The following is a 22,501-nucleotide window of genomic DNA, read 5'->3' as shown; positions in this document are numbered from 1 at the left end:
GCTCCCCCGCCACAATGGATACGCCTCGAGCTCGATGGTCCTGGTCAAGGCATTGGCGGGGCATATCCGTTTACGACATCGCCACTTCCCGGCCTTTGCCTGTTCTTGCGGCTTGTTGCTTCAAGCTGGCCTCTGCTCTTGTCTGTTTCCGCCATTCTTGTAGGGCAATCCCTACAGGCGACCTTCCAGGCGGCTGAGGCGAATCTCTCCTACCCCCCGATTTCCGGGCCTTGTGGGCTGCACTAGGCTTGCCCTACAGCCGTCTAAAACAAAAAGGTGCGGGTATGAGCGAGGTCGATTCAAGCGCTGGGGCCAATGATGTTCTGGTCAGCTTTCGTGGTGTGCAAAAGAGCTACGACGGCGAAAACCTGATCGTCAAAGACCTCAACCTGGAAATTCGCAAGGGCGAGTTCCTCACCCTGCTCGGGCCGTCCGGCTCCGGCAAGACCACCAGCCTGATGATGCTGGCCGGTTTCGAGACCCCGACTGCCGGCGAGATCCAGCTGGCCGGACGCTCGATCAACAATGTGCCGCCGCACAAGCGCGATATCGGCATGGTGTTCCAGAACTACGCGCTGTTCCCGCACATGACCGTGGCCGAGAACCTGGCGTTCCCGCTGTCGGTACGGGGCCTGGGCAAGACCGACATCAGCGAGCGGGTCAAGCGCGTGCTGAGCATGGTCCAGCTGGACTCCTTCGCCCAGCGCTATCCGGCGCAGCTGTCCGGTGGCCAGCAGCAGCGGGTGGCCCTGGCCAGGGCCCTGGTGTTCGAGCCGCAGCTGGTGCTGATGGACGAGCCCCTGGGGGCGCTGGACAAACAGCTGCGCGAGCACATGCAGATGGAGATCAAGCACCTGCACCAGCGCCTGGGCGTGACCGTGGTCTACGTGACCCACGACCAGGGCGAAGCCTTGACCATGTCCGACCGGGTGGCGGTGTTCCACCAGGGCGAGATCCAGCAGATCGCCCCGCCGCGGACCCTCTACGAAGAACCGAAGAACACCTTCGTCGCCAACTTCATCGGCGAGAACAACCGCCTCAGCGGCCGCCTGCACAGCCACGACGGCGAGCGCTGCGTGGTGGAGCTGGGGCGTGGCGAGAAAGTCGAGGCATTGGCGGTCAACGTCGGCCAGGTCGGCGGCCCGGTGACCCTGTCCATCCGCCCGGAGCGGGTGAGCCTCAACGGTTCCAGCGAACACTGCGCCAACCGCTTTTCCGGGCGGGTGGCGGAGTTCATCTACCTGGGCGACCACGTCCGGGTACGCCTGGAAGTCTGCGGCAAGAGCGACTTCTTCGTGAAACAGCCGATCGCCGAGCTCGATCCCGCGCTGGCGGTGGGTGACGTGGTACCGCTTGGCTGGCAAGTCGAGCACGTTCGTGCGCTCGACCCGCTTCTAGAGGCGAATTGATCGCCCCCCCTGCAACACCAACCTGCACGTGGAGAACACAATAAAATGCTGAGATCCCTGAAACTCACAGCCCTGACGCTGGGCATGCTGGGGGCGGCGCACGCCCTGGCGGCGGGACCGGACCTGACCGTGGTGTCCTTTGGTGGGGCGAACAAGGCGGCCCAGGTCAAGGCCTTCTACGCTCCGTGGGAAGCGGCGGGCAACGGCAAGATCGTCGCCGGCGAATACAACGGCGAGATGGCCAAGGTCAAGGCCATGGTCGACACCAAGAGCGTGTCCTGGGACCTGGTGGAAGTAGAGTCCCCCGAGCTGTCCCGCGGTTGCGACGAGGACCTGTTCGAACCCCTCGACCCGGCGCTGTTCGGCAAGGGCGAAGACTACGTCAAGGGCGCCATCCAGCCGTGTGGCGTGGGCTTCTTCGTCTGGTCCACGGTGCTGGCCTACAACGCCGACAAGCTCAAGGCGCCGCCAGGCAGCTGGGCTGACTTCTGGGACACCCAGAAATTCCCGGGCAAGCGCGGCCTTCGCAAGGGGGCCAAGTACACCCTGGAGTTCGCCCTGATGGCCGACGGCGTCGCGCCCAAGGATGTGTACAAGGTACTGGCGAGCAAGGATGGCCAGGACCGTGCCTTCAAGAAGCTCGATGAGCTCAAGCCCAACATCCAGTGGTGGGAAGCCGGCGCCCAGCCGCCGCAGTACCTGGCTTCGGGCGACGTGGTCATGAGCTCGGCCTACAACGGCCGGATCGCCGCGGTGCAAAAGGAAAGCAACCTGAAGGTGGTGTGGAACGGCGGCATCTACGACTTCGATGCCTGGGCCATCCCCAAGGGCCTGGACAAGGCCCGTGCCGAAGCGGCGAAGAAGTTCATCGCCTACTCGGTGCAACCGCAGCAGCAGAAGACCTACTCGGAAAACATCGCCTATGGCCCGGCCAACACCCAGGCCGTGCCGTTGCTGGCCAAGGACATCCTCAAGGACATGCCGACCACTCCGGAGAACATCGCCAACCAGGTGCAGATCGACGTCAGCTTCTGGGCTGACAACGGCGAGCAGCTGGAACAGCGCTTCAACGCCTGGGCGGCCAAGTAACCATCGCTAGTGGCAGGGGCGGGCTGGCCCGCTCCTGTCGGTGGTGTATTCGAAAGATCGATTCGCGGAGTTTGTCATGACCATCACCGTTCCCCTGGACGCGGTCGCCGGCCCGACCCTCAAGCAGCGACTGGCCCGTGCCGAGCGGGTCAACCGCTGGAAGGCCCAGGCCCTGATCGCGCCGCTGGTGCTGTTCCTGCTGCTGGTGTTCCTGGTACCGATCGTGGCGCTGCTGTACAAGAGCGTCGGCAACCCGGAAGTGGTCGGCGGCATGCCGCGCACGGTGGTGGCCGTGAATGCCTGGGACGGCCGTGGCCTGCCCGGCGAGGCCGCCTACAAGGCCTTGAGCGAAGACCTGGCCGAGGCTCGCAAGAACCAGGGCCTGGGCGACCTGTCCAAGCGCCTGAACATGGAACTGGCCGGCTATCGCAGCCTACTGACCAAGACTGCCCGCGCCTTGCCGTTCAAGGCCGAGCCCGAATCCTACAAAGAAGCCATGGAAGGGGTGGACGAGCGTTGGGGCGACCCGGCCTACTGGCAGGCGATCCGGCGCAATACCAGCAACCTGACCCCCTACTACCTGCTGGCGGCGCTGGACCACCGGATCGACGACCTGGGCGAGCTGGCCCCGGCGACCCCGGACCAGTCCATTTACCTGGATATCTTCGCCCGGACCTTCTGGATGGGCCTGGTGATCACTGCCATCTGCCTGGTGCTGGCCTATCCCCTGGCGTACCTGCTGGCCAACCTGCCGGCGCGCAAGAGCAACCTGCTGATGATCCTGGTTTTGCTGCCGTTCTGGACTTCGATCCTGGTGCGGGTAGCGGCCTGGATCGTGCTCCTGCAGTCCGGCGGCCTGATCAACAGCGCCTTGCTGGCCATGGGCGTGATCGACAAGCCCCTGGAGCTGGTGTTCAACCGCACCGGGGTCTACATCTCCATGGTGCACATCCTGCTGCCGTTCATGATCCTGCCGATCTACAGCGTGATGAAGAGTATCTCGCCGACCTACATGCGCGCGGCGATTTCCCTGGGCTGCCATCCGTTCGCCAGCTTCTGGCGGGTGTACTTCCCGCAAACCTATGCCGGGGTCGGCGCCGGTTGCCTGCTGGTGTTCATCCTGGCCATCGGCTACTACATCACCCCGGCCCTGCTGGGCAGCCCGAACGACCAGATGGTCAGCTACTTCGTGGCCTTCTACACCAACACCAGCATCAACTGGGGCATGGCCACTGCCTTGGGCGGTCTGCTGTTGCTGGCGACCATCGTGCTGTACCTGATCTACAGCTGGCTGGTGGGCGCCAGTCGCCTGCGCCTGAGCTAAGGAGAGAATCGAAATGCTGAGCCCCTACATGTCGCCCGTCGAGCGGGTCTGGTTCTACAGCTTGCGGATCCTCTGCGGCTTGATCCTGTTGTTCCTGGTGCTGCCGGTGCTGGTGATCATCCCGTTGTCGTTCAACTCGGGCAGCTTCCTGGTGTATCCGCTGCAGGGCTTCTCGCTGCACTGGTACCAGGACTTCTTCGCTTCCGCCGAATGGATGCGCGCCCTGAAGAACAGCATCATCGTGGCCCCGGCGGCCACAGTGCTGGCCATGGTCTTCGGCACCCTGGCGGCCATCGGCCTGACCCGTGGCGATTTTCCCGGCAAGTCGCTGGTCATGGCCCTGGTGATCTCGCCGATGGTGGTGCCGGTGGTGATCATCGGGGTCGCCAGCTACCTGTTCTTCGCCCCGCTGGGCATGGGTAACAGCTTCTTGTCGCTGATCATCGTGCACGCGGTGCTCGGGGTGCCGTTCGTGATCATCACCGTCTCGGCGACCTTGCAGGGCTTCAACCACAACCTGGTGCGGGCGGCAGCCAGCCTGGGCGCCTCGCCGCTGACCACTTTCCGCCGGGTGACCCTGCCGTTGATCGCCCCGGGGGTGATCAGTGGCGCGTTGTTCGCCTTCGCCACCTCGTTCGATGAAGTGGTGGTGACCCTGTTCCTCGCCGGCCCCGAGCAGGCGACGCTGCCCCGGCAGATGTTCAGTGGTATTCGCGAGAACCTCAGCCCCACCATCGCCGCCGCGGCCACGCTGCTGATCGCCTTCTCGGTGATCCTGCTGCTGACCCTGGAGTGGCTGCGTGGGCGCAGCGAAAAACTGCGTACGGCCCAGGTTTGAGTCCTGGGCCGAGCGATAACCTGATCTGCGGCAAGGGTCTGGTTGCCGCCGAAAACCACAATGGCTCCATCCAAGGACCTGGATTGCCTGATGCCTGCAAGGGCGCGGGGCATTCCAGCCCGACCATGGTGAGGGCTCGTGCCGTAGCGAGGAACCACCGGCTTTCCCTGTCGTGATGCCGATCGGGCATCACGGCGACCCGGTTTTGCAATCCCCAGCTACGCTTGTGCCAGCTTTCATCTTTATATAAGAGGCTGCGCACATGAGTATTTCCTCTTTCAAGATTGCCCATAAGCTGCTCACCGGCAGTACCGCCATTGAACAGTTGGGCGCCGAACTGACCCGCCTGGATGTGGATAACCCCTTGATCGTCACCGATGCCATCCTGCTTGAGTCCGGCACGGTGGGGCTGGCGCTGGCGCACCTGGGAGGGCGTGACTACGAGATTTTCGACCGGGTGCGGCCTGATCCGGAAATCGCCATCGTCGAGGACTGCATGCAGGTCTATCGCGAAGGGGGACATGACGGCCTGATCGGCCTGGGGGGCGGTAGCGCCATCGATATCGCCAAGAGTGTCGCGGCCTATGCCGGGTATCACGGCGCCTTGCAGGATCTGTTCGGGGTCGACCAGGTGCCACGCAAGGGGCCGCCGCTGATCGCCATTCCCACCACGGCCGGCACCGGCTCGGAGGTGACCAACGTGGCGATCCTCTCGGACAAGGCCGCGCAGTTGAAAAAGGGCATCGTCAGTGACTATCTGCTGCCGGACGTGGCCCTGGTCAGCCCGCAGATGACCCTGACCTGCCCGCGCAGCGTGACCGCAGCCAGTGGTGTCGATGCCCTGGTGCATGCTGTCGAGGCATACCTTTCACTCAATGCTTCGTCGATCACCGACTCCCTGGCCATCGGCGCCATTCGCTTGATCGCCAAGGCCCTGCCCAAGGCTTTTGCCAATCCTTCCAACCTGCAGGCGCGGGAAGACATGGCGACCGCCAGCTTGATGGCCGGCATGGCCTTCGGAAATGCTGGAGTGGGCGCGGTGCATGCCCTGGCCTATCCCCTGGGCGGGCGTTTTCACGTGTCCCATGGGGGCAGCAACGCCTTGCTGCTGCCCTATGTCATGACCTGGAACAAGGTGGCTTGTGTCGAGCGCATGCAGGATATCGCCGCAGCCATGGGGGTGCGTACGGCGCGCTTGAGTGCCAACGAGGCCGCTGACCGGGCGGTGGAGGCGATGAGTGCCCTGTGTGCCGCGGTGGAGATACCCAGGGGCTTGCGTAGTTTCGGCGTGCCCGAGGAGGCACTTGCGAGCATGGCCCAGGAGGCTGCGGGTATCGAGCGGCTGATGCGCAATAACCCGCGCAAGCTGAGTCCCGCCGATATCGAGCAGATCTATCGAGCGGCCTACTGATCATCGAGGTTACGGTGTGCGCTCCAAAGCATGAGGTATACAATGCGCGCCATCGTGATTCTGCTCAACAAAGGTGCGTCATGCAGCCCTTCGCTATTGCTCCGTCGATTCTTTCCGCCGACTTCGCCCGCCTGGGCGAGGAAGTGGACAATGTCCTGGCCGCCGGGGCCGATATCGTCCACTTCGATGTCATGGACAACCATTACGTGCCGAACCTGACCATCGGCCCGATGGTCTGCGCGGCATTGCGCAAGTATGGGATCACCGCCCCTATCGATGCGCACCTGATGGTGAGTCCGGTGGATCGCATCATTGGCGACTTCATCGAGGCGGGCGCCACCTACATTACCTTCCACCCGGAGGCCACGCTGCATGTGGATCGTTCCCTGCAAATGATCCGCGAAGGCGGTTGCAAGGCCGGCCTGGTGTTCAACCCGGCGACTCCGCTGGATGTACTCAAGTATGTGATGGACAAGGTCGACATGGTCTTGCTGATGAGCGTGAACCCGGGCTTTGGCGGGCAGAAGTTCATCCCTGGCACCCTGGACAAGCTGCGTGAAGCGCGAGCGCTGATCGATGCCTCCGGTCGGGATATCCGCCTGGAAATCGACGGCGGCGTGAATGTCGGCAACATCCGCGAGATCGCCGCAGCCGGCGCGGACACCTTCGTCGCCGGTTCGGCGATCTTCAATGCGCCCAACTACCAGGAAGTGATCGAGAAAATGCGCGCCGAGCTGGCGCTGGCTCGATCATGAGTGCATTCGAGCAGCTGTTCTGCGGGAACCTGCCACGGCTGGTGATGTTCGACCTGGATGGCACCCTGGTCGACTCGGTGCCTGACCTGGCTGCCGCCGTGGATCAGATGCTGCTCAAGCTGGGGCGGCCTCCGGCGGGAGTCGAGGCCGTGCGCAACTGGGTCGGCAACGGTGCTCCGATGCTGGTCCGCCGGGCCTTGGCCAATAGCCTGGACCCCCAGGGGATCGATGATGCTGAGGCCGAGCATGCCCTGGAGCTGTTCAATGCGGCTTATGAGGGGAGCCACGAGCTGACGGTGGTCTATCCCGGTGCCCGGGAAACCCTCAAGTGGCTGTACAAGCAAGGGGTCGAGCTGGCGCTGATCACCAACAAGCCGGAGCGCTTCGTCGCGCCCTTGCTGGATCAGATGCGCATCGGTCGCTATTTCCGCTGGATCATCGGCGGCGATACGCTGCCACAGAAGAAGCCCGACCCGGCGGCGCTGTTTTTCGTCATGAAAATGGCCAGTATTCCGGCTTCGCAATCGCTGTTCGTCGGCGACTCGCGCAGTGATGTATTGGCGGCCAAGGCGGCTGGGGTCAAGTGTGTGGCCCTGAGCTACGGCTACAACCACGGGCGGCCTATCGCCGAGGAGTCGCCAGCCCTGGTGATCGACGATCTGCGGGCGCTGATCCCCGGTTGCTTAGAACCTGCCGCTGAGATAACGTTGCCCGACGCTGTTCCATCCCCTTCTGGAAATTCCATCGTGGTGGTCACTCGCAAACTCTGGATGAAAGTCATCAAGGCCTTGGCCCGTTGGCGTTGGCGCGCCTGATTTTTGTCTGGCCGGCCCTGCCGGCACGTTTGCATACCTGACTGTTAGACCCTCAGCCACGAGGCATCCCATGATTCGCGAAGAATTCCTGCGCCTGGCAGCAGCCGGCTACAACCGTATCCCGCTGGCCTGCGAAACCCTTGCCGACTTCGACACCCCGTTGTCGATCTACCTGAAACTGGCCGACCAGCCCAACTCCTATCTCCTGGAGTCGGTGCAGGGGGGCGAGAAATGGGGGCGTTATTCGATTATCGGCCTGCCGTGCCGCACCGTGCTGCGGGTGCACGGCTACCGGATCAGCGTGACCCATGATGGCGTCGAGATCGAAAGCCGCGAAGTAGCTGATCCGCTGGCCTTCGTCGAAGAATTCAAGGCGCGCTACAACGTACCGACCATTGCCGGCCTGCCACGCTTCAATGGCGGCCTGGTGGGGTATTTCGGTTATGACTGTGTGCGCTATGTGGAGCCGCGCCTGGGCCAGTGCCCGAACCCTGATCCGCTTGGCGTGCCGGATATCCTGCTGATGGTCTCCGATGCCGTGGTGGTGTTCGACAACCTGGCGGGCAAGATGCACACGATCGTGCTGGCCGACCCGAGCCAGGACGATGCCTTTGAGTCTGGCCAGGCACGCCTGCAAGAGCTGCTCGAGCAGCTGCGCCAGCCAATCGCGCCGCGCCGTGGGCTGGACCTGGACCGACCGCCTGCCGGCGAACCGGTGTTTCGCTCCAGTTTCACCCAGGACGACTACGAGCGTGCGGTGGAGACCATCAAGGAATACATCCTGGCTGGTGACTGCATGCAGGTGGTGCCCTCCCAGCGCATGTCCATCGACTTCACGGCCGCGCCCATCGACCTGTACCGGGCCCTGCGCTGCTTCAACCCGACGCCGTACATGTATTTCTTCAACTTCGGCGACTTCCACGTTGTGGGCAGTTCGCCGGAGGTACTGGTCAGGGTCGAGGACAACCTGATCACCGTGCGCCCGATCGCCGGTACTCGCCCGCGGGGTGCTACCGAAGAAGCCGACCAGGCCCTGGAGCAGGATCTGCTGTCGGATGCCAAGGAAATCGCCGAGCACCTGATGCTGATCGACCTGGGCCGCAATGACACCGGGCGGGTCTCCGAGATCGGTTCGGTGAAACTCACCGAGAAGATGGTCATCGAGCGTTATTCCAACGTGATGCACATCGTCTCCAACGTCACCGGTCAAATGAAGGAAGGCCTGACGGCGATGGACGCACTACGGGCGATCCTGCCGGCGGGCACTCTGTCCGGCGCGCCGAAGATCCGCGCCATGGAAATCATCGATGAGCTGGAACCGGTCAAGCGCGGGGTCTACGGCGGTGCCGTGGGTTACTTTGCCTGGAACGGCAACATGGACACCGCCATCGCCATCCGTACGGCAGTGATCAAGGATGGCGAGCTGCATGTGCAGGCCGGTGGCGGCATCGTCGCCGACTCGGTACCGACCCTGGAGTGGGAAGAGACGCTGAACAAGCGTCGAGCAATGTTCCGTGCCGTGGCACTGGCTGAACAATCCCCCGCATCCAAGGCTTGAGGAGTTTCCACTTATGTTGCTGATGATCGATAACTACGACTCCTTTACCTACAACGTCGTGCAGTACCTGGGCGAGCTGGGAGCCGAGGTGAAGGTGGTGCGCAATGATGAGCTGACCGTGGCCGAGATCGAAGCGCTCAAGCCCGAGCGCATCGTGGTTTCGCCTGGCCCTTGCACGCCGACCGAGGCTGGCGTTTCCCTCGAGGCGATCAAGTATTTCGCCGGCAAGCTGCCGATCCTGGGCGTTTGCCTGGGCCACCAGTCCATCGGCCAGGCCTTCGGTGGCCAGGTGGTGCGGGCCCGGCAAGTGATGCATGGCAAGACCAGCCCGGTATTCCATCGCGACCTGGGCGTGTTCGGTGGCCTGAACATGCCGTTGACCGTGACTCGCTACCATTCCCTGGTGGTCAAGCGCGAGACCTTGCCCGAGTGCCTTGAAGTCACTGCCTGGACCCAGCTGGAAGATGGTTCGGTCGACGAAATCATGGGCCTGCGCCACAAGACACTGAATATCGAGGGTGTGCAATTCCACCCTGAATCCATCCTCACCGAGCAGGGCCACGAGCTGTTCGCCAACTTCCTCAAACAGAGCGGCGGCACGCGCTAAGGACTTTTCATGGATATCAAGACTGCCCTGAGCCGTATCGTCGGCCACCTGGACCTGAGTACCGATGAGATGCGCGATGTCATGCGCCAGATCATGACCGGTCAATGCACCGATGCACAGATCGGCGCTTTCATGATGGCCATGCGCATGAAGAGCGAAAGCATCGACGAGATCGTCGGTGCCGTATCGGTGATGCGCGAACTGGCCGACAAGGTCGAGCTCAAGACCCTCGACGGTGTGGTGGATGTGGTCGGTACCGGTGGCGACGGTGCCAACATCTTCAACGTTTCCACCGCGTCGGCCTTCGTGGTGTCGGCCGCGGGCTGCACCGTTGCCAAGCACGGCAACCGTGCCGTATCCGGCAAGAGTGGCAGCGCCGACTTGCTGGAGTCGGCCGGGGTCTATTTGAACCTGACGCCCGTGCAGGTGGCACGCTGCATCGATAACGTCGGCATCGGCTTCATGTTCGCCCAATCCCACCATGGCGCCATGAAGTATGCCGCCGGCCCGCGCCGGGACCTGGGCCTGCGCACGCTGTTCAACATGCTCGGCCCGCTTACGAATCCGGCCGGTGTGAAGCACCAGGTGGTGGGCGTGTTCACCCAAGCCCTGTGCCGGCCGTTGGCCGAAGTGTTGCAGCGCATGGGCAGCAAGCATGTACTGGTGGTGCATTCCCAGGATGGCCTGGATGAGTTCAGTCTGGCGGCACCGACTTATGTCGCGGAGCTGAAAAACGACCAGATCACCGAGTATTGGGTGCAGCCGGAAGACCTGGGCATCAAGAGCCAGAGCCTGTTCGGCCTGGTGGTGGAAAGCCCGGCGGCGTCCCTGGAGCTGATTCGTGATGCCCTGGGGCGGCGCAAGACCGAGCATGGCCAGAAGGCCGCTGAAATGATCGTACTCAATGCCGGCGCCGCCCTGTATGCGGCGGACCATGCCAGTAGCCTCAAAGAAGGGGTCGCCCTGGCCCACGACGCTTTGCACACCGGCCTGGCCCGGGAAAAGCTCGAGGAACTGGGCGCCTTTACCGCGGTGTTCAAGCAGGAGAATGAAGGATGAGTGTGCCGACAGTTCTGGAAAAGATCCTCGCCCGCAAGGTCGAGGAGGTTGCCGAGCGCAGCGCGCGCACTACCCTGGCCGAACTGGAGAGCCTGGCGCGGGCGGCCGATGCCCCGCGAGGTTTTGCCAGGGCCCTGCAAGAGCAGGCCAGGCTCAAGCACCCTGCGGTGATCGCCGAGATCAAGAAAGCCTCGCCGAGCAAGGGCGTGATCCGTGAGGACTTCGTTCCCGCCGAGATTGCCAGGAGCTACGAGAAGGGCGGCGCCACCTGTTTGTCGGTGCTTACCGATGTGGACTACTTCCAGGGCGCTGATAGCTATCTGCAGCAGGCTCGGGCGGCATGCAAGCTGCCGGTGATCCGCAAGGACTTCATGATCGATCCGTACCAGATCGTCGAGGCCCGGGCGCTGGGTGCCGACTGCGTGCTGCTGATCGTTGCTGCGCTGGACGATGTGCGGATGGCGGAGCTGGCGGCAGTAGCCAAGGGCGTTGGCCTGGACGTACTGGTGGAAGTACATGACGGCGATGAGCTGGAACGGGCCTTGAAAACCCTGGATACGCCGCTGGTCGGGATCAACAACCGCAACTTGCACACCTTCGATGTCGATCTGGAAACCACTCTCGACCTGCTGCCGCGGATTCCTCGCGACCGCTTGGTGATCACCGAGAGCGGTATTCTCAACCGGGCCGATGTCGAGCTGATGGAAATCAGCGATGTCTATTCGTTCCTGGTCGGCGAAGCCTTCATGCGTGCCGAGAACCCGGGTACTGAGTTGCAGCGCCTGTTTTTCCCGGAGCGTGGTTTGCCGGTCACGGGGTCGACCCTGGACTGAAACTGTGACGATGAATGAGCCGGCGATGCCGGCTTTTTCATATCCATTGCCAAGGAATCTGCATTGCCATGATCCAACCCACTGCCCTTAGCGTCGAAGCCGGCCTGCAGGCCGAGCAGGATCTGCTGGCCCAGGTATGTGCCGGCGAACAGGAGTTCGGCCTGCTGTTCTGGCAGCCTAGCGATCGGGCGCTGGTCATGCCTCGACGCCTGAGTCGCTTGACCGGTTTCGAACAGGCCTGCCTGGCCTCGGAGGCTAACGGTTGGCCGGTTTTGCTACGCGAGACCGGCGGTGAGCCTGTGCCTCAGTCAGCCGCCACGGTGAACATCGCATTGGTCTATGCCCCGCCTCGTAGCGAGGGGGACCAGGGCCGGATCGAAACCGCTTATCGCCGCTTGTGCCAGCCGATCTGCGACCTGCTCAGTGAGCTGGGCGGTACCCCCTCGCTGGGAGAGGTAGACGGCGCCTTCTGTGACGGACGCTTCAACGTCAATCTCGATGGCCGCAAGATGGTCGGTACAGCCCAGCGCTGGCGCCAGAGCAAAGGTGGCCAGAGGCCGGTGGGCCTGGTGCATGGTGCGCTGCTGCTGGAGAACGAGCGCGAGTCGATGGTGGGCGCTGTCAATACATTCAATCAGGCTTGCGGCCTGGAGCAGCGTTGTCGGGCCGAGAGTCATATCGCCTTGCATGAGGCTTTTGCCGCCCCGGATGCGATCGCACGCCTGGACAGCCTCTACCGGCAGATGCTCAGGGGCTTCCTGCCGGTTTAGCGGGTGCCGAAGACCACCATGGTCTTGCCCTTGACGTGTACCAGGTTGCGTTCTTCCAGGTCCTTGAGGACGCGACCGACCATTTCCCGAGAGCAGCCGACGATCCGGCCGATCTCCTGGCGGGTGACCTTGATCTGCATGCCGTCCGGGTGAGTCATGGCGTCCGGTTGCTTGCACAATTCCAGCAGGCAACGGGCGACTCGCCCAGTTACATCGAAGAAGGCCAGGTCACCGACCTTGCGCGTGGTATTGCGCAGGCGCTGGGCAATCTGCCCGCTGAGGACGTAGAGAATGTCGGGGTCGTTCTGTGACAGCTCGCGGAACTTGGCGTAGCTGATCTCGGCGACTTCGCATTCCACCTTGGCTCGCACCCAGGCACTGCGCAGCTGTTCATGCCCGGGATCTTCGAACAGCCCCAACTCTCCGAAGAAGTCCCCGGCGTTGAGATAGGCGATGATCATTTCCCGACCGTCATCGTCCTCGATGAGGATGGTCACCGACCCCTTGATGATGAAGTACAGGCTATCGGCCACATCACCGGCGCAGATGATGTTGCTTTTGGCCTGATACCGACGGCGCTGGCAATGCATCAGCAGCTTGTCGAGATTTTTAATCTTGGGAGTAGGGGTAATGGCAACCATGGTTGTATCCCGGAAAGCCTGCACGGTATGGGTGGTTTTCTTATGGGGCGGAAAGCATCGGCGTCGAAAGCTGGCGATGCGCCATTCATTTGGCGTCAGCTTAACAGACACATCCCATGCAGATTTAAGAATTTTCTTACATGTGGGCTGCTTTTGGCATCACGATGGAGCTCACAGCCAGTGCAAAACCCTGTGCTAAGCTGGCGACCCTTTTTTAAAGCAGTGGAGTCTGGGCGATGAAGGCACGCATCCAATGGGCTGGCGAAGCCATGTTCCTCGGGGAGTCGGGCAGTGGCCATGTGGTAGTCATGGATGGCCCGCCCGAAGCCGGTGGGCGTAACCTGGGGGTTCGTCCGATGGAGATGCTTCTGCTGGGCGTAGGTGGTTGCAGCAACTTCGATGTGGTCAGCATCCTGAAGAAGTCGCGCCAGGCAGTTGAAAGCTGCGAGGCCTTCCTCGAGGCCGAGCGTGCCACCGAGGATCCGAAGGTCTTTACCAAGATCCACTTGCATTTCGTGGTCAAGGGCCGCGGCTTGAAAGAGGCCCAGGTCAAGCGCGCCGTTGAGCTGTCCGCCGAGAAGTACTGCTCGGCCTCGATCATGCTTGGCGCTGCGGGCGTCGCCATTACCCACGATTACGAGATTGTCGAGCTGGGCTGAGCGCCGGCAGGTTTCGTGGACAAAATAAAAGGGCGCTCAAGCGCCCTTTTTTGTGTCCGGAGTGCGGCTTTAGATGCGGTAGGTACTCTTGGTCATGACCTTGGCTAGCAGGCTCATGCCGAACTTCACCGGTGCCGGGAAGCGGAAGCCGCCAGCCTCAAGGGCCGTTTCGGCGTGGTGTTCCTCGTCGATGCGCATTTGCTCGAGGATGGCCCGGGACTTTTCATCTTCCGCAGGCAATTGCTCCAGGTGATCGTTCAGGTGCTTGCAGACCTGGTCCTCGGTGGCGGCGACGAACCCCAGGCTGACCTTGTCGCTGATCAGGCCGGCGGCAGCGCCGATCCCGAATGAGAGACCGTAGAACAGCGGGTTGAGCACGCTGGGATGACTGCCCAATTGGCGAATGCGTTGTTCGCACCAAGCCAGGTGGTCGATTTCTTCCTCGGCGGCATGTTCCATGGCCTGGCGCACCTGCGGCAGTTTGGCTGTCAGGGCCTGGCCCTGGTAAAGCGCCTGGGCACAGACTTCCCCGGTGTGATTGATGCGCATCAGGCCGGCGACGTGCCGGGTGTCCTCGTCACTCATCTGCGCTTCCGGCTGCACGATGGCCGGCGACGGGCGATAAGGTTGGCCACTGAACGGCAGCAGCGTACGCATGGCCATGTCGGCTTGCAGCAGCAGGCGGTCAATCGGCGAGTAGTGACGTTGGGTAGTCATGCTTATCTCCGGGAAGTATTACGGCGGCCAGTTTACTCCAATCGATGGGGTGAAACCTGCGCTGGATCAGCGCACCTTCGCCTCGGTTGGGCGAAAGGGCGCCGGAAGGGTCGATCAGCCCGGAGGCCAGTTCATCTGGCGTTGACCCAGGACGTGCATATGAATGTGATAGACGGTCTGGCCGCCCATTTCATTGCAGTTCATCACCACTCGGAAGCCGTCCTCGCAGCCTTGCTCCTTGGCCAGGCGCTGTGCGGTGAACAGGATATGTCCGGCCAGGGCCTTGTCGTCCTCGGTGAGGTCGTTGAGGGTGCGGATGGGTTTCTTCGGGATGACCAGGAAATGCACCGGCGCTTGCGGGGCGATGTCGTGGAAGGCCAGAACCTGGTCATCCTCGTAGATGATCTTCGCGGGTATTTCTCTGTTGATGATCTTGGTGAACAGAGTATCCACAGCTGTTTCTCCATTGGGTTGGTCCGGGCTGAGTTTACTCAGGCGCAAGCCCTGCGCCCAGCCCGGATGGTCTCTAGCGTGGGCAGTAGGCCCGGTTGACGTAGCCGACGATCTTGCGGGTCAGCCAGCGCGAGCTCAGGCGGTTGGCCAGGCTCATCCAGCGGTTTAAGCGCCCCGGGATAATGATGGCGCGATCCTTTTCCAGGGCTCGTACTGCATACAGCGCGACTTCCTCGGGGCTCATGAGCAATTTGCTGTCTTTGAGCTTCTGGGTATCCATGTGCGCGTTATGAAAAAAGCCAGTGCGGGTCGGCCCAGGGCAGAGCACCGATACCTTTACCGCGCACTTTTTCAGTTCTTCACGCAGTCCTTCGGAGAAATGCAGGACGTAGGCCTTGCTGGCGTAGTACGTACTCATCCAGGGGCCCGGATGGAAGGCCGCGACCGAGGCGACGTTGAGGATCTGGCCACCGCCCAGCAGTGCCATGCTGTTGCCCAACGCATGGCAGAGGCGGGTGAGGGCGAGGATGTTGACCTCGATCAGGTCCTGCTCGGTCATCCAGTCCTGGGCCAGGAACGGGCCGCTGGTACCTATGCCTGCGCAGTTGACCAGCAGGTCTATCTGCCGGTCGCCTTCTTCCAGTTCCAGCAGGAAGCCGGACAGCCTCAAGGGTTCGCCCAGGTCGCAGGCGCGGAACAGAACCTCGACGCCGAAGCGCTGGGTCAGTTCCAGGGCAATACTTTCCAGCTGATCACGCTGGCGGGCCACCAGGAGCAGGTTGCGGCCACGCCGGGCCAGGGCTTCGGCCATGGCCAGGCCTATGCCGCTGGAAGCGCCAGTGATCAGAGCGTAACGGGTCATGCAGTTCTCCATCGCAACGGCCGACGGCCCGCGACAGGGAGGGTCGCAGGCTTGGACGCGTCTATTCTTCGTCGGATTCTACAGGGCTCGCGGCCTCGGCGGCTTCTGCGGCGGCCGCTGCTGCATCAGTCGCAGCGCTTTCGGCCTCGTCACTGCTGGAGTCGTAGGACTCGCTGTAGCTGGTTTCGCTATAGCGGTCTTCCAGGGAGCTCAGGCCGCCGGCCACCATGCCGACGATGATCACCAGCAGCAGTACTACCCACATCCAGGACAGGACTTTCACTGCCGTGGTGTTGGGCGGCGGCGGGGCACCATAGCGGTTGGCCACGTTGCTGCCGGGGCTGACCATCAGTACCAGAGGGAAGATGCTGCCGACGATGGGAACGAAGTTCAGCAGCCACAGCCAGCCCGACCAGCCCAGGTCATGCAGGCGTTGAACGCTGATCTGGATGCTGACGACGATGAAACCGATGAATACGATTACCCCGGCGAAAATGCCCAGCCCCATGAGCAGCGTGGAGTTGAGCAGGGTCGCGGTGATCGCTCCGAACAGCGCGCCGACCCCTATCACGGCCAGCAAGGCGACGGTCAGTACCAGGGTCCAGGCCAGGTAGCGCAGGCGACCGATGCGCCCTTCGAAACTGAAGACGTTGAGCATCGCGTATTGAGGGATGGCATCGCCGACCGAGGCTTGTGGTGGTGCATAAGGCGAGTCCGCCACGGTGGCTGGACGAGGAGCTGCCGGGGTGACCGCTTCCAGGCTCAGCTCCAGGGTCGGTTCGGCTTCGATCCGGGCATCGAGCCCTGCGTTTTTCAGGGCTTCCAGATAGCGCTGTGCATCGGCCTGGGTCAGGTCGCGCTTGAGCTCTACCGGTTGCCCGTTGAACAGGCGTTCCACTGCGGCCGTGTCGGTTTTGAACAGCTCGGCGAGGTTCAGTTGTGCCGTGGTTTTTTCGACACCTGGCAACAATGTGCCGTCGAAGACGATTTTGTAGCGGGTTTCGCTCATGGGGGCATCCCTGTCACTTGAAATGAAGGCTTACAGCAAAGACACGTAGTTTAAGGCCAGCGCCCCCTGGCTGGCCAAAAAACTATGAGAACTGGTTATCGTGGCCAGCGTTTGGGTAGCTGTGCCGAGCGTTCCAGGGCGTTGCGATATTCCTTGTCCAGCCGCTGGATCAACTGGTCGACGCTGGGCAGGTCGCCGATTTCACCGACGCCTTGGCCGGCTGACCAAACGGTTTTCCAGGCCTTGGCTTCATCGCTGATGGGCTTGAGCTTGGAACCGAAGTTGATTTCACCCTTGCCTTGTAGTGCGGCCATATCGAAGCCGGCGTTCTCCAGGCTTTGACGCATGAAGCTGGCGGGCACCCCGGAGACTGCGGCGGTGTGCACGATATCGGCAGCTTGTGAGCCCAACAGCATGTCCTTGTAGCCTTGGGGGGCGTGGCTCTCGGTGGTGGCGATGAAGCGGGTACCGAGGTAGGCCAGGTCGGCGCCGAGGACCTGGGCGGCGAGAATCTCGTGGCCGTGGTTCAGGCAGCCGGCCAGTAGCAGGGTTTTATCGAAAAACTGGCGGATCTCGGCCACCAGCGAGAATGGGCTCCAGGTTCCGGCGTGGCCACCGGCACCGGCGGCTACGGCGATCAGGCCATCGACTCCGGCCTGTGCGGCCTTCTCGGCATGGCGGCGAGTGGTGACGTCATGGAATACCAGGCCACCGTAGCTATGTACGGCATCCACCACCTCCTTGACTGCCCCGAGGCTGGTGATGACGATTGGTACCTTGTGCTCGATGCAGATTTCCAGATCCGCCTGCAGCCGTGGGTTGCTGTTGTGCACGATCAGGTTCACGGCATAGGGCGCGGGATTCTCCAGGGTGGCCAGGCCCGCTTCGATCTCCTCCAGCCAGGCCTTGAAACCGCTGCTTTCGCGTTGGTTGAGTGCCGGGAAGCTACCGACCACGCCGTTGCGACAGCAGGCCAGGACCAGTTCTGGATTGGAGATCAGGAACATCGGAGCCGCCACCACGGGCAGGCGCAAGCGTTGTTCGAGCAAAGCGGGCAGAGACATCGGTATACCCCCGGGAAAGCAGCTAGATAGAGTTAGAACGGTCTGACGACGACCAGAATTACAATAGCCAGCAATAGCAGAACCGGTACTTCATTGAACCAGCGATAAAAGACATGGCTGCGGGCGTTTTCGCCACGGGCGAAGCGCTTAACCTGCGCGCCGCACATGTGGTGGTAGCCGATCAGGATCACGACCAGGGTGAGCTTGGCGTGCATCCAGCCGCCTTGGCTGAAATAGGCTCCGGGGTTGAGGCTGATCAGCCCGATGCCGAAGACCAGTGCCGCGATCATTGCCGGGCCCATGATGAAGCGATAGAGCTTGCGCTCCATGACGCAGAAACGCTCGCGGCTGATGCTGTCCTCGCTTTGGGCGTGATAAACGAACAGGCGCGGCAGGTAGAACAGGCCGGCAAACCAGCAGACCACGCTGACGATATGAAAGGCCTTGAGCCATAGATAGAGCATTTTGGTTATCCCCCAGATTCACGGTGGCGCGATAGTAGAGGCTAGAGCGTCCATACGTCACCTTGACGGTTGTCGCAGGGGGTTACCGCCCCTATTATCGGCAGCTTTCCAGTGGGTTCGTTGAGGGCAAGGTTTATGGTCAAGGTCGGTATCGTCGGCGGCACGGGTTACACCGGGGTCGAGTTGTTGCGTCTGTTGGCACAACACCCACAGGCACGGGTAGAGGTCATCACCTCGCGATCCGAAGCGGGCCTGGCCGTTGCCGACATGTACCCGAACCTGCGCGGTCACTATGACGGCCTGGCCTTCAGCGTGCCGGATATCAAGACCCTGGGCGCTTGTGACGTGGTGTTTTTCGCCACCCCCCACGGTGTCGCCCATGCCTTGGCTGGCGAGCTGCTGGCGGCGGGAACCAAGGTCATCGACCTGTCGGCAGACTTTCGCCTGCAAGACGCCGATGAGTGGGCCAAGTGGTATGGCCAGCCTCATGGCGCTCCCGAGCTGCTGGACGAGGCGGTCTATGGCTTGCCGGAAGTCAATCGCGAAAAGATCAAGCAGGCGCGCCTGATTGCGGTGCCGGGTTGCTATCCAACGGCGACCCAACTGGGTTTCCTGCCTCTGCTGGAAGCCGGCCTGGCTGATACGTCCCGCCTGATCGCCGACTGCAAGTCGGGTGTCAGCGGAGCAGGTCGTGGTGCCAGCGTGGGCTCGCTGTATTCCGAAACCTCCGAGAGCATGAAGGCCTATGCTGTCAAAGGGCATCGCCATCTGCCGGAAATCCGCCAGGGCCTGCGCCGTGCGGCGGGGAAGGATGTCGGCCTGACCTTCGTGCCGCACCTGACACCCATGATCCGTGGTATCCACTCCACGCTTTATGCCACCGTCGTGGACAAGTCGGTCGATCTGCAAGCCCTGTTCGAGAAGCGCTACGCCAATGAACCGTTCGTCGATGTCATGCCCGCGGGCAGCCACCCGGAGACCCGTAGCGTGCGGGGTGCCAATGTCTGCCGTATTGCCGTGCACCGGCCGCAGGGTGACGACCTGGTAGTGGTGCTATCGGTGATCGACAACCTGGTCAAGGGAGCTTCTGGCCAGGCGGTGCAGAACCTCAACATCCTGTTCGGCCTGGACGAGCGCCTGGGCCTGTCCCATGCGGGCATGCTGCCTTAAGGTCGCTGCTGCGCTGGAGAAAAAGGCCCGTTTGACGGGCCTTTTTGCGTCATGGGCATTGCTGTACGACTATTGATATACCGTAACAATAGTTGACCGCTTTTCTGGGAGAAGCGGATAATGCGCGTCATCACGCAGTATGGCGGCGTAACGCCGGGAGATAGTCAGCATGAGCGTTGAATCCTTCACCCCCACGGCTTTGCAATTCACTCAAGGTGCAGCGCACAAGGTGAAGACCCTGGTCGATGAAGAGGGGAATGATCGCTTGAAGCTGCGCGTATTCGTTACGGGCGGCGGTTGTTCGGGGTTCCAGTACGGTTTCACCTTCGATGAAGAAGTAGCCGAGGATGACACCATCGTTGAGCGCGAAGGTGTGAGCCTGGTTGTCGACCCGATGAGTTTCCAGTACCTGGCAGGTGCCGAGGTGGATTATCAGGAAGGCCTGGAAGGCTCGCGTTTCGTGATCAAGAATCCTAACGCCACGACTACTTGTGGTTGCGGGTCTTCGTTCTCGATCTAGTCAGGCAGCAAAAGCTTTCTCTAGCGCCGCAGGACCCATGGTCCTGCGGCGTTTTGCTGTCTGGCACTCAAGCTGGATAGATCGCGCCCAAGATACGTGGGCCCCGGGCTCCAGTAACGCTGGGGCGATTGCCTGCTATGCCTTCCAGGCAGCAATGGGCTAGCCAGGCGAATGCCATGGCTTCGACCCAGTCTGGATCGACACCATAGAGCGCCGTACTGTTGACCTGGGTTCCAGGCAATAGCGCCGCCAGGCGCTGCATCAGGGCTGCGTTGTGGGCCCCGCCGCCACACACCAGCAGTTCCTGTGTTTCGGCCTGGGCTGCCTGTAGGGATTCGACGATGGTCAAGGCCGTCAACTCCAGTAGGGTGGCTTGTACGTTCGCGGCCGGAACTGCCGGGTGCCGTACCAGATGTTGTTGCAGCCACTGGAGATTGAAGACTTCGCGTCCGGTACTTTTGGGGCCCTGGGTCGCGAAGAACGGATCGTTGAGCAGGGTCTTCAGTAGCGGGGCATCAACTTGGCCGCTGGCCGCCCATTGACCGTCACGATCGAAGCTTTCCCCTCGTTGCAACTGGATCCAGGCATCGAGCAAGACGTTGCCCGGGCCGCAGTCGAAGCCTGCGACTGGCTTGGCAGTCTCGATCAGGCTCAGGTTGCTGAAGCCTCCGACATTCAACACCGCACGGTTGCCGGGGCGTTGTTCGAACAGCGCTTCGTGAAATGCAGGAACCAGGGGGGCGCCTTGTCCGCCTGCGGCTACGTCGCGACTACGGAAATCACTGACGACAGTGATTTCCGTGAGTTCGGTGAGCAGTGCCGGGTTGCCTATCTGCACCGTGAAACCACGGCTCGGCTCGTGGCGTACGGTCTGCCCGTGGCTACCAATGGCGCGGATATCACGGGCTTGCAGGTGCTGGCGTTGCAGGAGGCTGTGGATACCTTCGGCTGCCAGTCGGACCCAATGTTGCTGGGCAATGGCAGAGCGAGCGATCTCATCGGGGCCGCTGGCGCACAAGCTCAGGAGCTCGGCGCGCAGGGATGAGGGCATGGGGATGTAGTGGGTGGCGACCAACTTGATCGCCGGGCTTTGCTCGATCAGGGCGATGTCCAGCCCATCAAGACTGGTCCCGGACATCACGCCTATATAGAGCGCCATGGCTTAGCGCTTGCTCGAGGCCAGCATGGTGGCCTTTTCCTGGTCCATTCGGGCCATTAATGGCTGGCTCTGCTGGAGGAAGCGTGGGCGCTCTGCCTTGGCGATCGGGTCGGCCATTGGCAGTTTCTGACCCAGCGGGTCGACATGGACGCCGTTGACCTGGAATTCATAGTGCAGGTGCGGTCCGGTGGACAAGCCGGTGGTGCCGATGTAGCCGATCACCTGGCCCTGCTTCACCGAACCACCTGTCTTGACGCCCTTGGCGAAGCCCTGCATATGGCCGTAGAGAGTGCGATAGGTGTTGCCGTGCTGAATGATCACGGTGTTGCCATAACCGCCGCGACGACCTGCCAACAGGACTTTGCCATCGCCGGCTGCCTTGATCGGCGTGCCCCGTGGGGCCGCATAGTCGACGCCTTTGTGGGCGCGGATCTTGTTCAGGATCGGGTGTTTGCGACCGGCCGAAAAACGCGAACTGATGCGGGCGAAGTCTACCGGGGTACGGATGAACGCCTTGCGCATGCTGTTGCCATCAGCGGTGTAGTAGCTGCTGGAGCCTTGTTTGTTGGTATAGCGTACGGCGGTGTAGGTCTTGCCGCGGTTGGTGAAGCGTGCAGAAAGGATGTTGCCGGTGCCTACTACCTTGCCATTGGCGACCTTCTGTTCGTAGATCACGTCAAACTCGTCACCCTGGCGAATATCCTGGGCGAAGTCGATGTCGTAGCCGAAGACGTTCGCCATATCCATGGTCAGGCTGTGGGAGAGCCCTGCGCGAGCGGCCGATTGTGACAAGGAGCTGTTGATGACCCCGTGGACATAGGCGGAGCGGACCACCGGCTTGGTGGTGACCTTGGCGAAAGCGAAGCCTTTCGGGCCCTTGGTCAGGGTAATGGTCTCAAGGTCGCTGACCTTGCTGTGGAGTTTGTTCAGCTGGCCATCGGGGGTCAGTTCGAATTCGAGCTTCTGGCCATGCTTTAGCTGAGAAAACTGCTTGGCCTGCTTGTCGCTGGCCAGTACTTCGTGGACGGCGGTTGCTGGCAGGCCAACTTTTTCGAACAGCGTCGAGAGAGTATCGCCCTTGGCGACAAGGACTTCACGATGACCTGGAGCCTTGGGCTCTTCTGCGACGGCAGGAGTCGATTCGACCTCTGCTTTTTCTGTAGGCGCTGGGGTTGCGTTATCGATCTGGGCGAATGGCGGGGCAACCGCTTCATTTGTGGCTTGTTCGGTAGATGCAGCGTCTTGATCTTGTCGCAGTTGTTCGATCGGACTTTCCAGATCAAGACTCAATGTCGTTTTTTTGGCCTCTACATCG

24 protein-coding genes (1 of these 24 only partly in view) are annotated in these 22,501 nt (G+C 61.9%); 15 read left to right on the top strand and 9 right to left on the bottom strand.

The genetic code is table 11. The features are described 5' to 3' along the window. The first annotated feature begins 284 nt into the window (after nt 1–284). The 12 genes from ATY02_RS33490 (at nt 285) to ATY02_RS33435 (ending at nt 12,468) form a co-directional block, all read left to right on the top strand. Nucleotides 285–1,409 (top strand): ABC transporter ATP-binding protein, encoded by a 1,125-nt coding sequence (locus ATY02_RS33490; protein ID WP_068575571.1) that lies wholly within the window; start codon nt 285–287, stop codon nt 1,407–1,409. 45 nt (nt 1,410–1,454) lie between these two features. Beyond that, the gene (locus ATY02_RS33485; RefSeq protein ID WP_068575569.1) at nt 1,455–2,498 is read left to right on the top strand and encodes an ABC transporter substrate-binding protein; all 1,044 of its coding nucleotides are present in this window, start codon (nt 1,455–1,457) and stop codon (nt 2,496–2,498) included. A gap of 76 nt (nt 2,499–2,574) precedes the next feature. After that, nucleotides 2,575–3,822, top strand: coding sequence for an ABC transporter permease (locus ATY02_RS33480; protein WP_022641411.1), 1,248 nt, complete (start codon nt 2,575–2,577; stop codon nt 3,820–3,822). A 13-nt stretch (nt 3,823–3,835) separates the two neighbouring features. After that, nucleotides 3,836–4,660 (top strand): ABC transporter permease, encoded by an 825-nt coding sequence (locus ATY02_RS33475; RefSeq protein WP_068575567.1) that lies wholly within the window; start codon nt 3,836–3,838, stop codon nt 4,658–4,660. A 262-nt stretch (nt 4,661–4,922) separates the two neighbouring features. Next, nucleotides 4,923–6,071 carry an iron-containing alcohol dehydrogenase gene (locus ATY02_RS33470; protein ID WP_068575566.1) on the top strand — a complete coding sequence of 383 codons (1,149 nt, stop codon included), beginning with the start codon at nt 4,923–4,925 and terminating at the stop codon, nt 6,069–6,071. An 80-nt stretch (nt 6,072–6,151) separates the two neighbouring features. After that, complete coding sequence (rpe, locus tag ATY02_RS33465; RefSeq protein ID WP_022641405.1) at nt 6,152–6,826, top strand: ribulose-phosphate 3-epimerase; 675 nt, start codon at nt 6,152–6,154, stop codon at nt 6,824–6,826. Continuing rightward, complete coding sequence (locus ATY02_RS33460; RefSeq protein WP_068575564.1) at nt 6,823–7,641, top strand: phosphoglycolate phosphatase; 819 nt, start codon at nt 6,823–6,825, stop codon at nt 7,639–7,641. Before rpe ends, ATY02_RS33460 begins: the two co-directional genes overlap by 4 nt. Before the next feature lie 70 nt (nt 7,642–7,711). Further along, complete coding sequence (gene trpE / locus ATY02_RS33455) at nt 7,712–9,199, top strand: anthranilate synthase component I (protein WP_068575562.1); 1,488 nt, start codon at nt 7,712–7,714, stop codon at nt 9,197–9,199. 13 nt (nt 9,200–9,212) lie between these two features. Continuing rightward, complete coding sequence (locus ATY02_RS33450; protein ID WP_068575560.1) at nt 9,213–9,806, top strand: aminodeoxychorismate/anthranilate synthase component II; 594 nt, start codon at nt 9,213–9,215, stop codon at nt 9,804–9,806. Nucleotides 9,807–9,815: 9 nt separating this feature from the next. After that, the gene (gene trpD, locus ATY02_RS33445) at nt 9,816–10,865 is read left to right on the top strand and encodes an anthranilate phosphoribosyltransferase (RefSeq protein ID WP_068575558.1); all 1,050 of its coding nucleotides are present in this window, start codon (nt 9,816–9,818) and stop codon (nt 10,863–10,865) included. Then, nucleotides 10,862–11,698 (top strand): indole-3-glycerol phosphate synthase TrpC, encoded by an 837-nt coding sequence (gene trpC, locus ATY02_RS33440; RefSeq protein WP_068575557.1) that lies wholly within the window; start codon nt 10,862–10,864, stop codon nt 11,696–11,698. The genes trpD and trpC overlap by 4 nt, the downstream gene beginning before the upstream one ends. A 68-nt stretch (nt 11,699–11,766) precedes the next feature. Beyond that, on the top strand, nt 11,767–12,468 hold the full coding sequence (locus tag ATY02_RS33435; RefSeq protein WP_068575555.1) for a lipoate--protein ligase family protein: 702 nt from the start codon (nt 11,767–11,769) through the stop codon (nt 12,466–12,468). Here the strand turns inward: ATY02_RS33435 and crp are convergent. Next, the gene (gene crp / locus ATY02_RS33430; RefSeq protein WP_068575553.1) at nt 12,465–13,109 is read right to left on the bottom strand and encodes a cAMP-activated global transcriptional regulator CRP; all 645 of its coding nucleotides are present in this window, start codon (nt 13,107–13,109) and stop codon (nt 12,465–12,467) included. The genes ATY02_RS33435 and crp overlap by 4 nt on opposite strands. Nucleotides 13,110–13,345: 236 nt before the next feature. Here crp and ATY02_RS33425 point away from each other — a divergent pair, with 236 nt between their 5' ends. After that, a complete protein-coding gene (locus tag ATY02_RS33425) occupies nt 13,346–13,768 on the top strand; it encodes an OsmC family protein (RefSeq protein WP_058434063.1) in 423 nt (140 codons plus the stop codon). A gap of 69 nt (nt 13,769–13,837) precedes the next feature. Here ATY02_RS33425 and coq7 read toward each other — a convergent pair whose 3' ends face one another. From coq7 to hemJ, 6 genes are all read right to left on the bottom strand, one after another. Further along, nucleotides 13,838–14,485 carry a 2-polyprenyl-3-methyl-6-methoxy-1,4-benzoquinone monooxygenase gene (coq7, locus tag ATY02_RS33420; protein ID WP_068575551.1) on the bottom strand — a complete coding sequence of 216 codons (648 nt, stop codon included), beginning with the start codon at nt 14,483–14,485 and terminating at the stop codon, nt 13,838–13,840. A 114-nt stretch (nt 14,486–14,599) separates the two neighbouring features. After that, nucleotides 14,600–14,938, bottom strand: a complete 339-nt coding sequence (locus ATY02_RS33415; RefSeq protein WP_022641395.1) for a histidine triad nucleotide-binding protein — start codon at nt 14,936–14,938, stop codon at nt 14,600–14,602. A 73-nt stretch (nt 14,939–15,011) separates the two neighbouring features. Then, nucleotides 15,012–15,800, bottom strand: coding sequence for an SDR family NAD(P)-dependent oxidoreductase (locus tag ATY02_RS33410; RefSeq protein ID WP_068575549.1), 789 nt, complete (start codon nt 15,798–15,800; stop codon nt 15,012–15,014). A 61-nt stretch (nt 15,801–15,861) separates the two neighbouring features. After that, nucleotides 15,862–16,809, bottom strand: coding sequence for a DUF805 domain-containing protein (locus ATY02_RS33405; protein WP_068575547.1), 948 nt, complete (start codon nt 16,807–16,809; stop codon nt 15,862–15,864). 95 nt (nt 16,810–16,904) lie between these two features. Then, nucleotides 16,905–17,873 carry an NAD(P)H-dependent flavin oxidoreductase gene (locus ATY02_RS33400; RefSeq protein WP_068575544.1) on the bottom strand — a complete coding sequence of 323 codons (969 nt, stop codon included), beginning with the start codon at nt 17,871–17,873 and terminating at the stop codon, nt 16,905–16,907. 32 nt (nt 17,874–17,905) lie between these two features. Next, nucleotides 17,906–18,337, bottom strand: coding sequence for a protoporphyrinogen oxidase HemJ (gene hemJ / locus ATY02_RS33395; RefSeq protein WP_053137565.1), 432 nt, complete (start codon nt 18,335–18,337; stop codon nt 17,906–17,908). A 135-nt stretch (nt 18,338–18,472) separates the two neighbouring features. On the opposite strand from hemJ, the gene argC reads away from it, so the two are divergent. Next, nucleotides 18,473–19,507 carry an N-acetyl-gamma-glutamyl-phosphate reductase gene (gene argC / locus ATY02_RS33390; protein ID WP_068575543.1) on the top strand — a complete coding sequence of 345 codons (1,035 nt, stop codon included), beginning with the start codon at nt 18,473–18,475 and terminating at the stop codon, nt 19,505–19,507. 169 nt (nt 19,508–19,676) lie between these two features. Further along, the gene (erpA, locus tag ATY02_RS33385) at nt 19,677–20,027 is read left to right on the top strand and encodes an iron-sulfur cluster insertion protein ErpA (protein ID WP_011063789.1); all 351 of its coding nucleotides are present in this window, start codon (nt 19,677–19,679) and stop codon (nt 20,025–20,027) included. Nucleotides 20,028–20,094: 67 nt separating this feature from the next. Here the strand turns inward: erpA and ATY02_RS33380 are convergent, their stop codons facing one another. Both ATY02_RS33380 and ATY02_RS33375 read right to left on the bottom strand, forming a co-directional pair. Beyond that, nucleotides 20,095–21,186, bottom strand: a complete 1,092-nt coding sequence (locus ATY02_RS33380) for an anhydro-N-acetylmuramic acid kinase (protein WP_068575541.1) — start codon at nt 21,184–21,186, stop codon at nt 20,095–20,097. Between the two features lie 3 nt (nt 21,187–21,189). Then, nucleotides 21,190–22,501: the 3' portion of a peptidoglycan DD-metalloendopeptidase family protein gene (locus ATY02_RS33375; protein WP_068575540.1), read on the bottom strand. It continues 110 nt past the right edge of the window; 1,312 of the gene's 1,422 nt are visible here — the last part of the coding sequence; the start codon falls outside the window, past its right edge; the stop codon is at nt 21,190–21,192.

Origin of the sequence: Pseudomonas sp. BIOMIG1BAC (genome assembly GCF_001705995.2) — a bacterium.
In the GTDB taxonomy this organism is placed as follows: Bacteria; Pseudomonadota; Gammaproteobacteria; order Pseudomonadales; family Pseudomonadaceae; genus Aquipseudomonas; species Aquipseudomonas sessilinigenes.
Note: the sequence above shows the minus strand (reverse complement) of the source record. Positions and strands in the feature narration are given on the sequence as shown.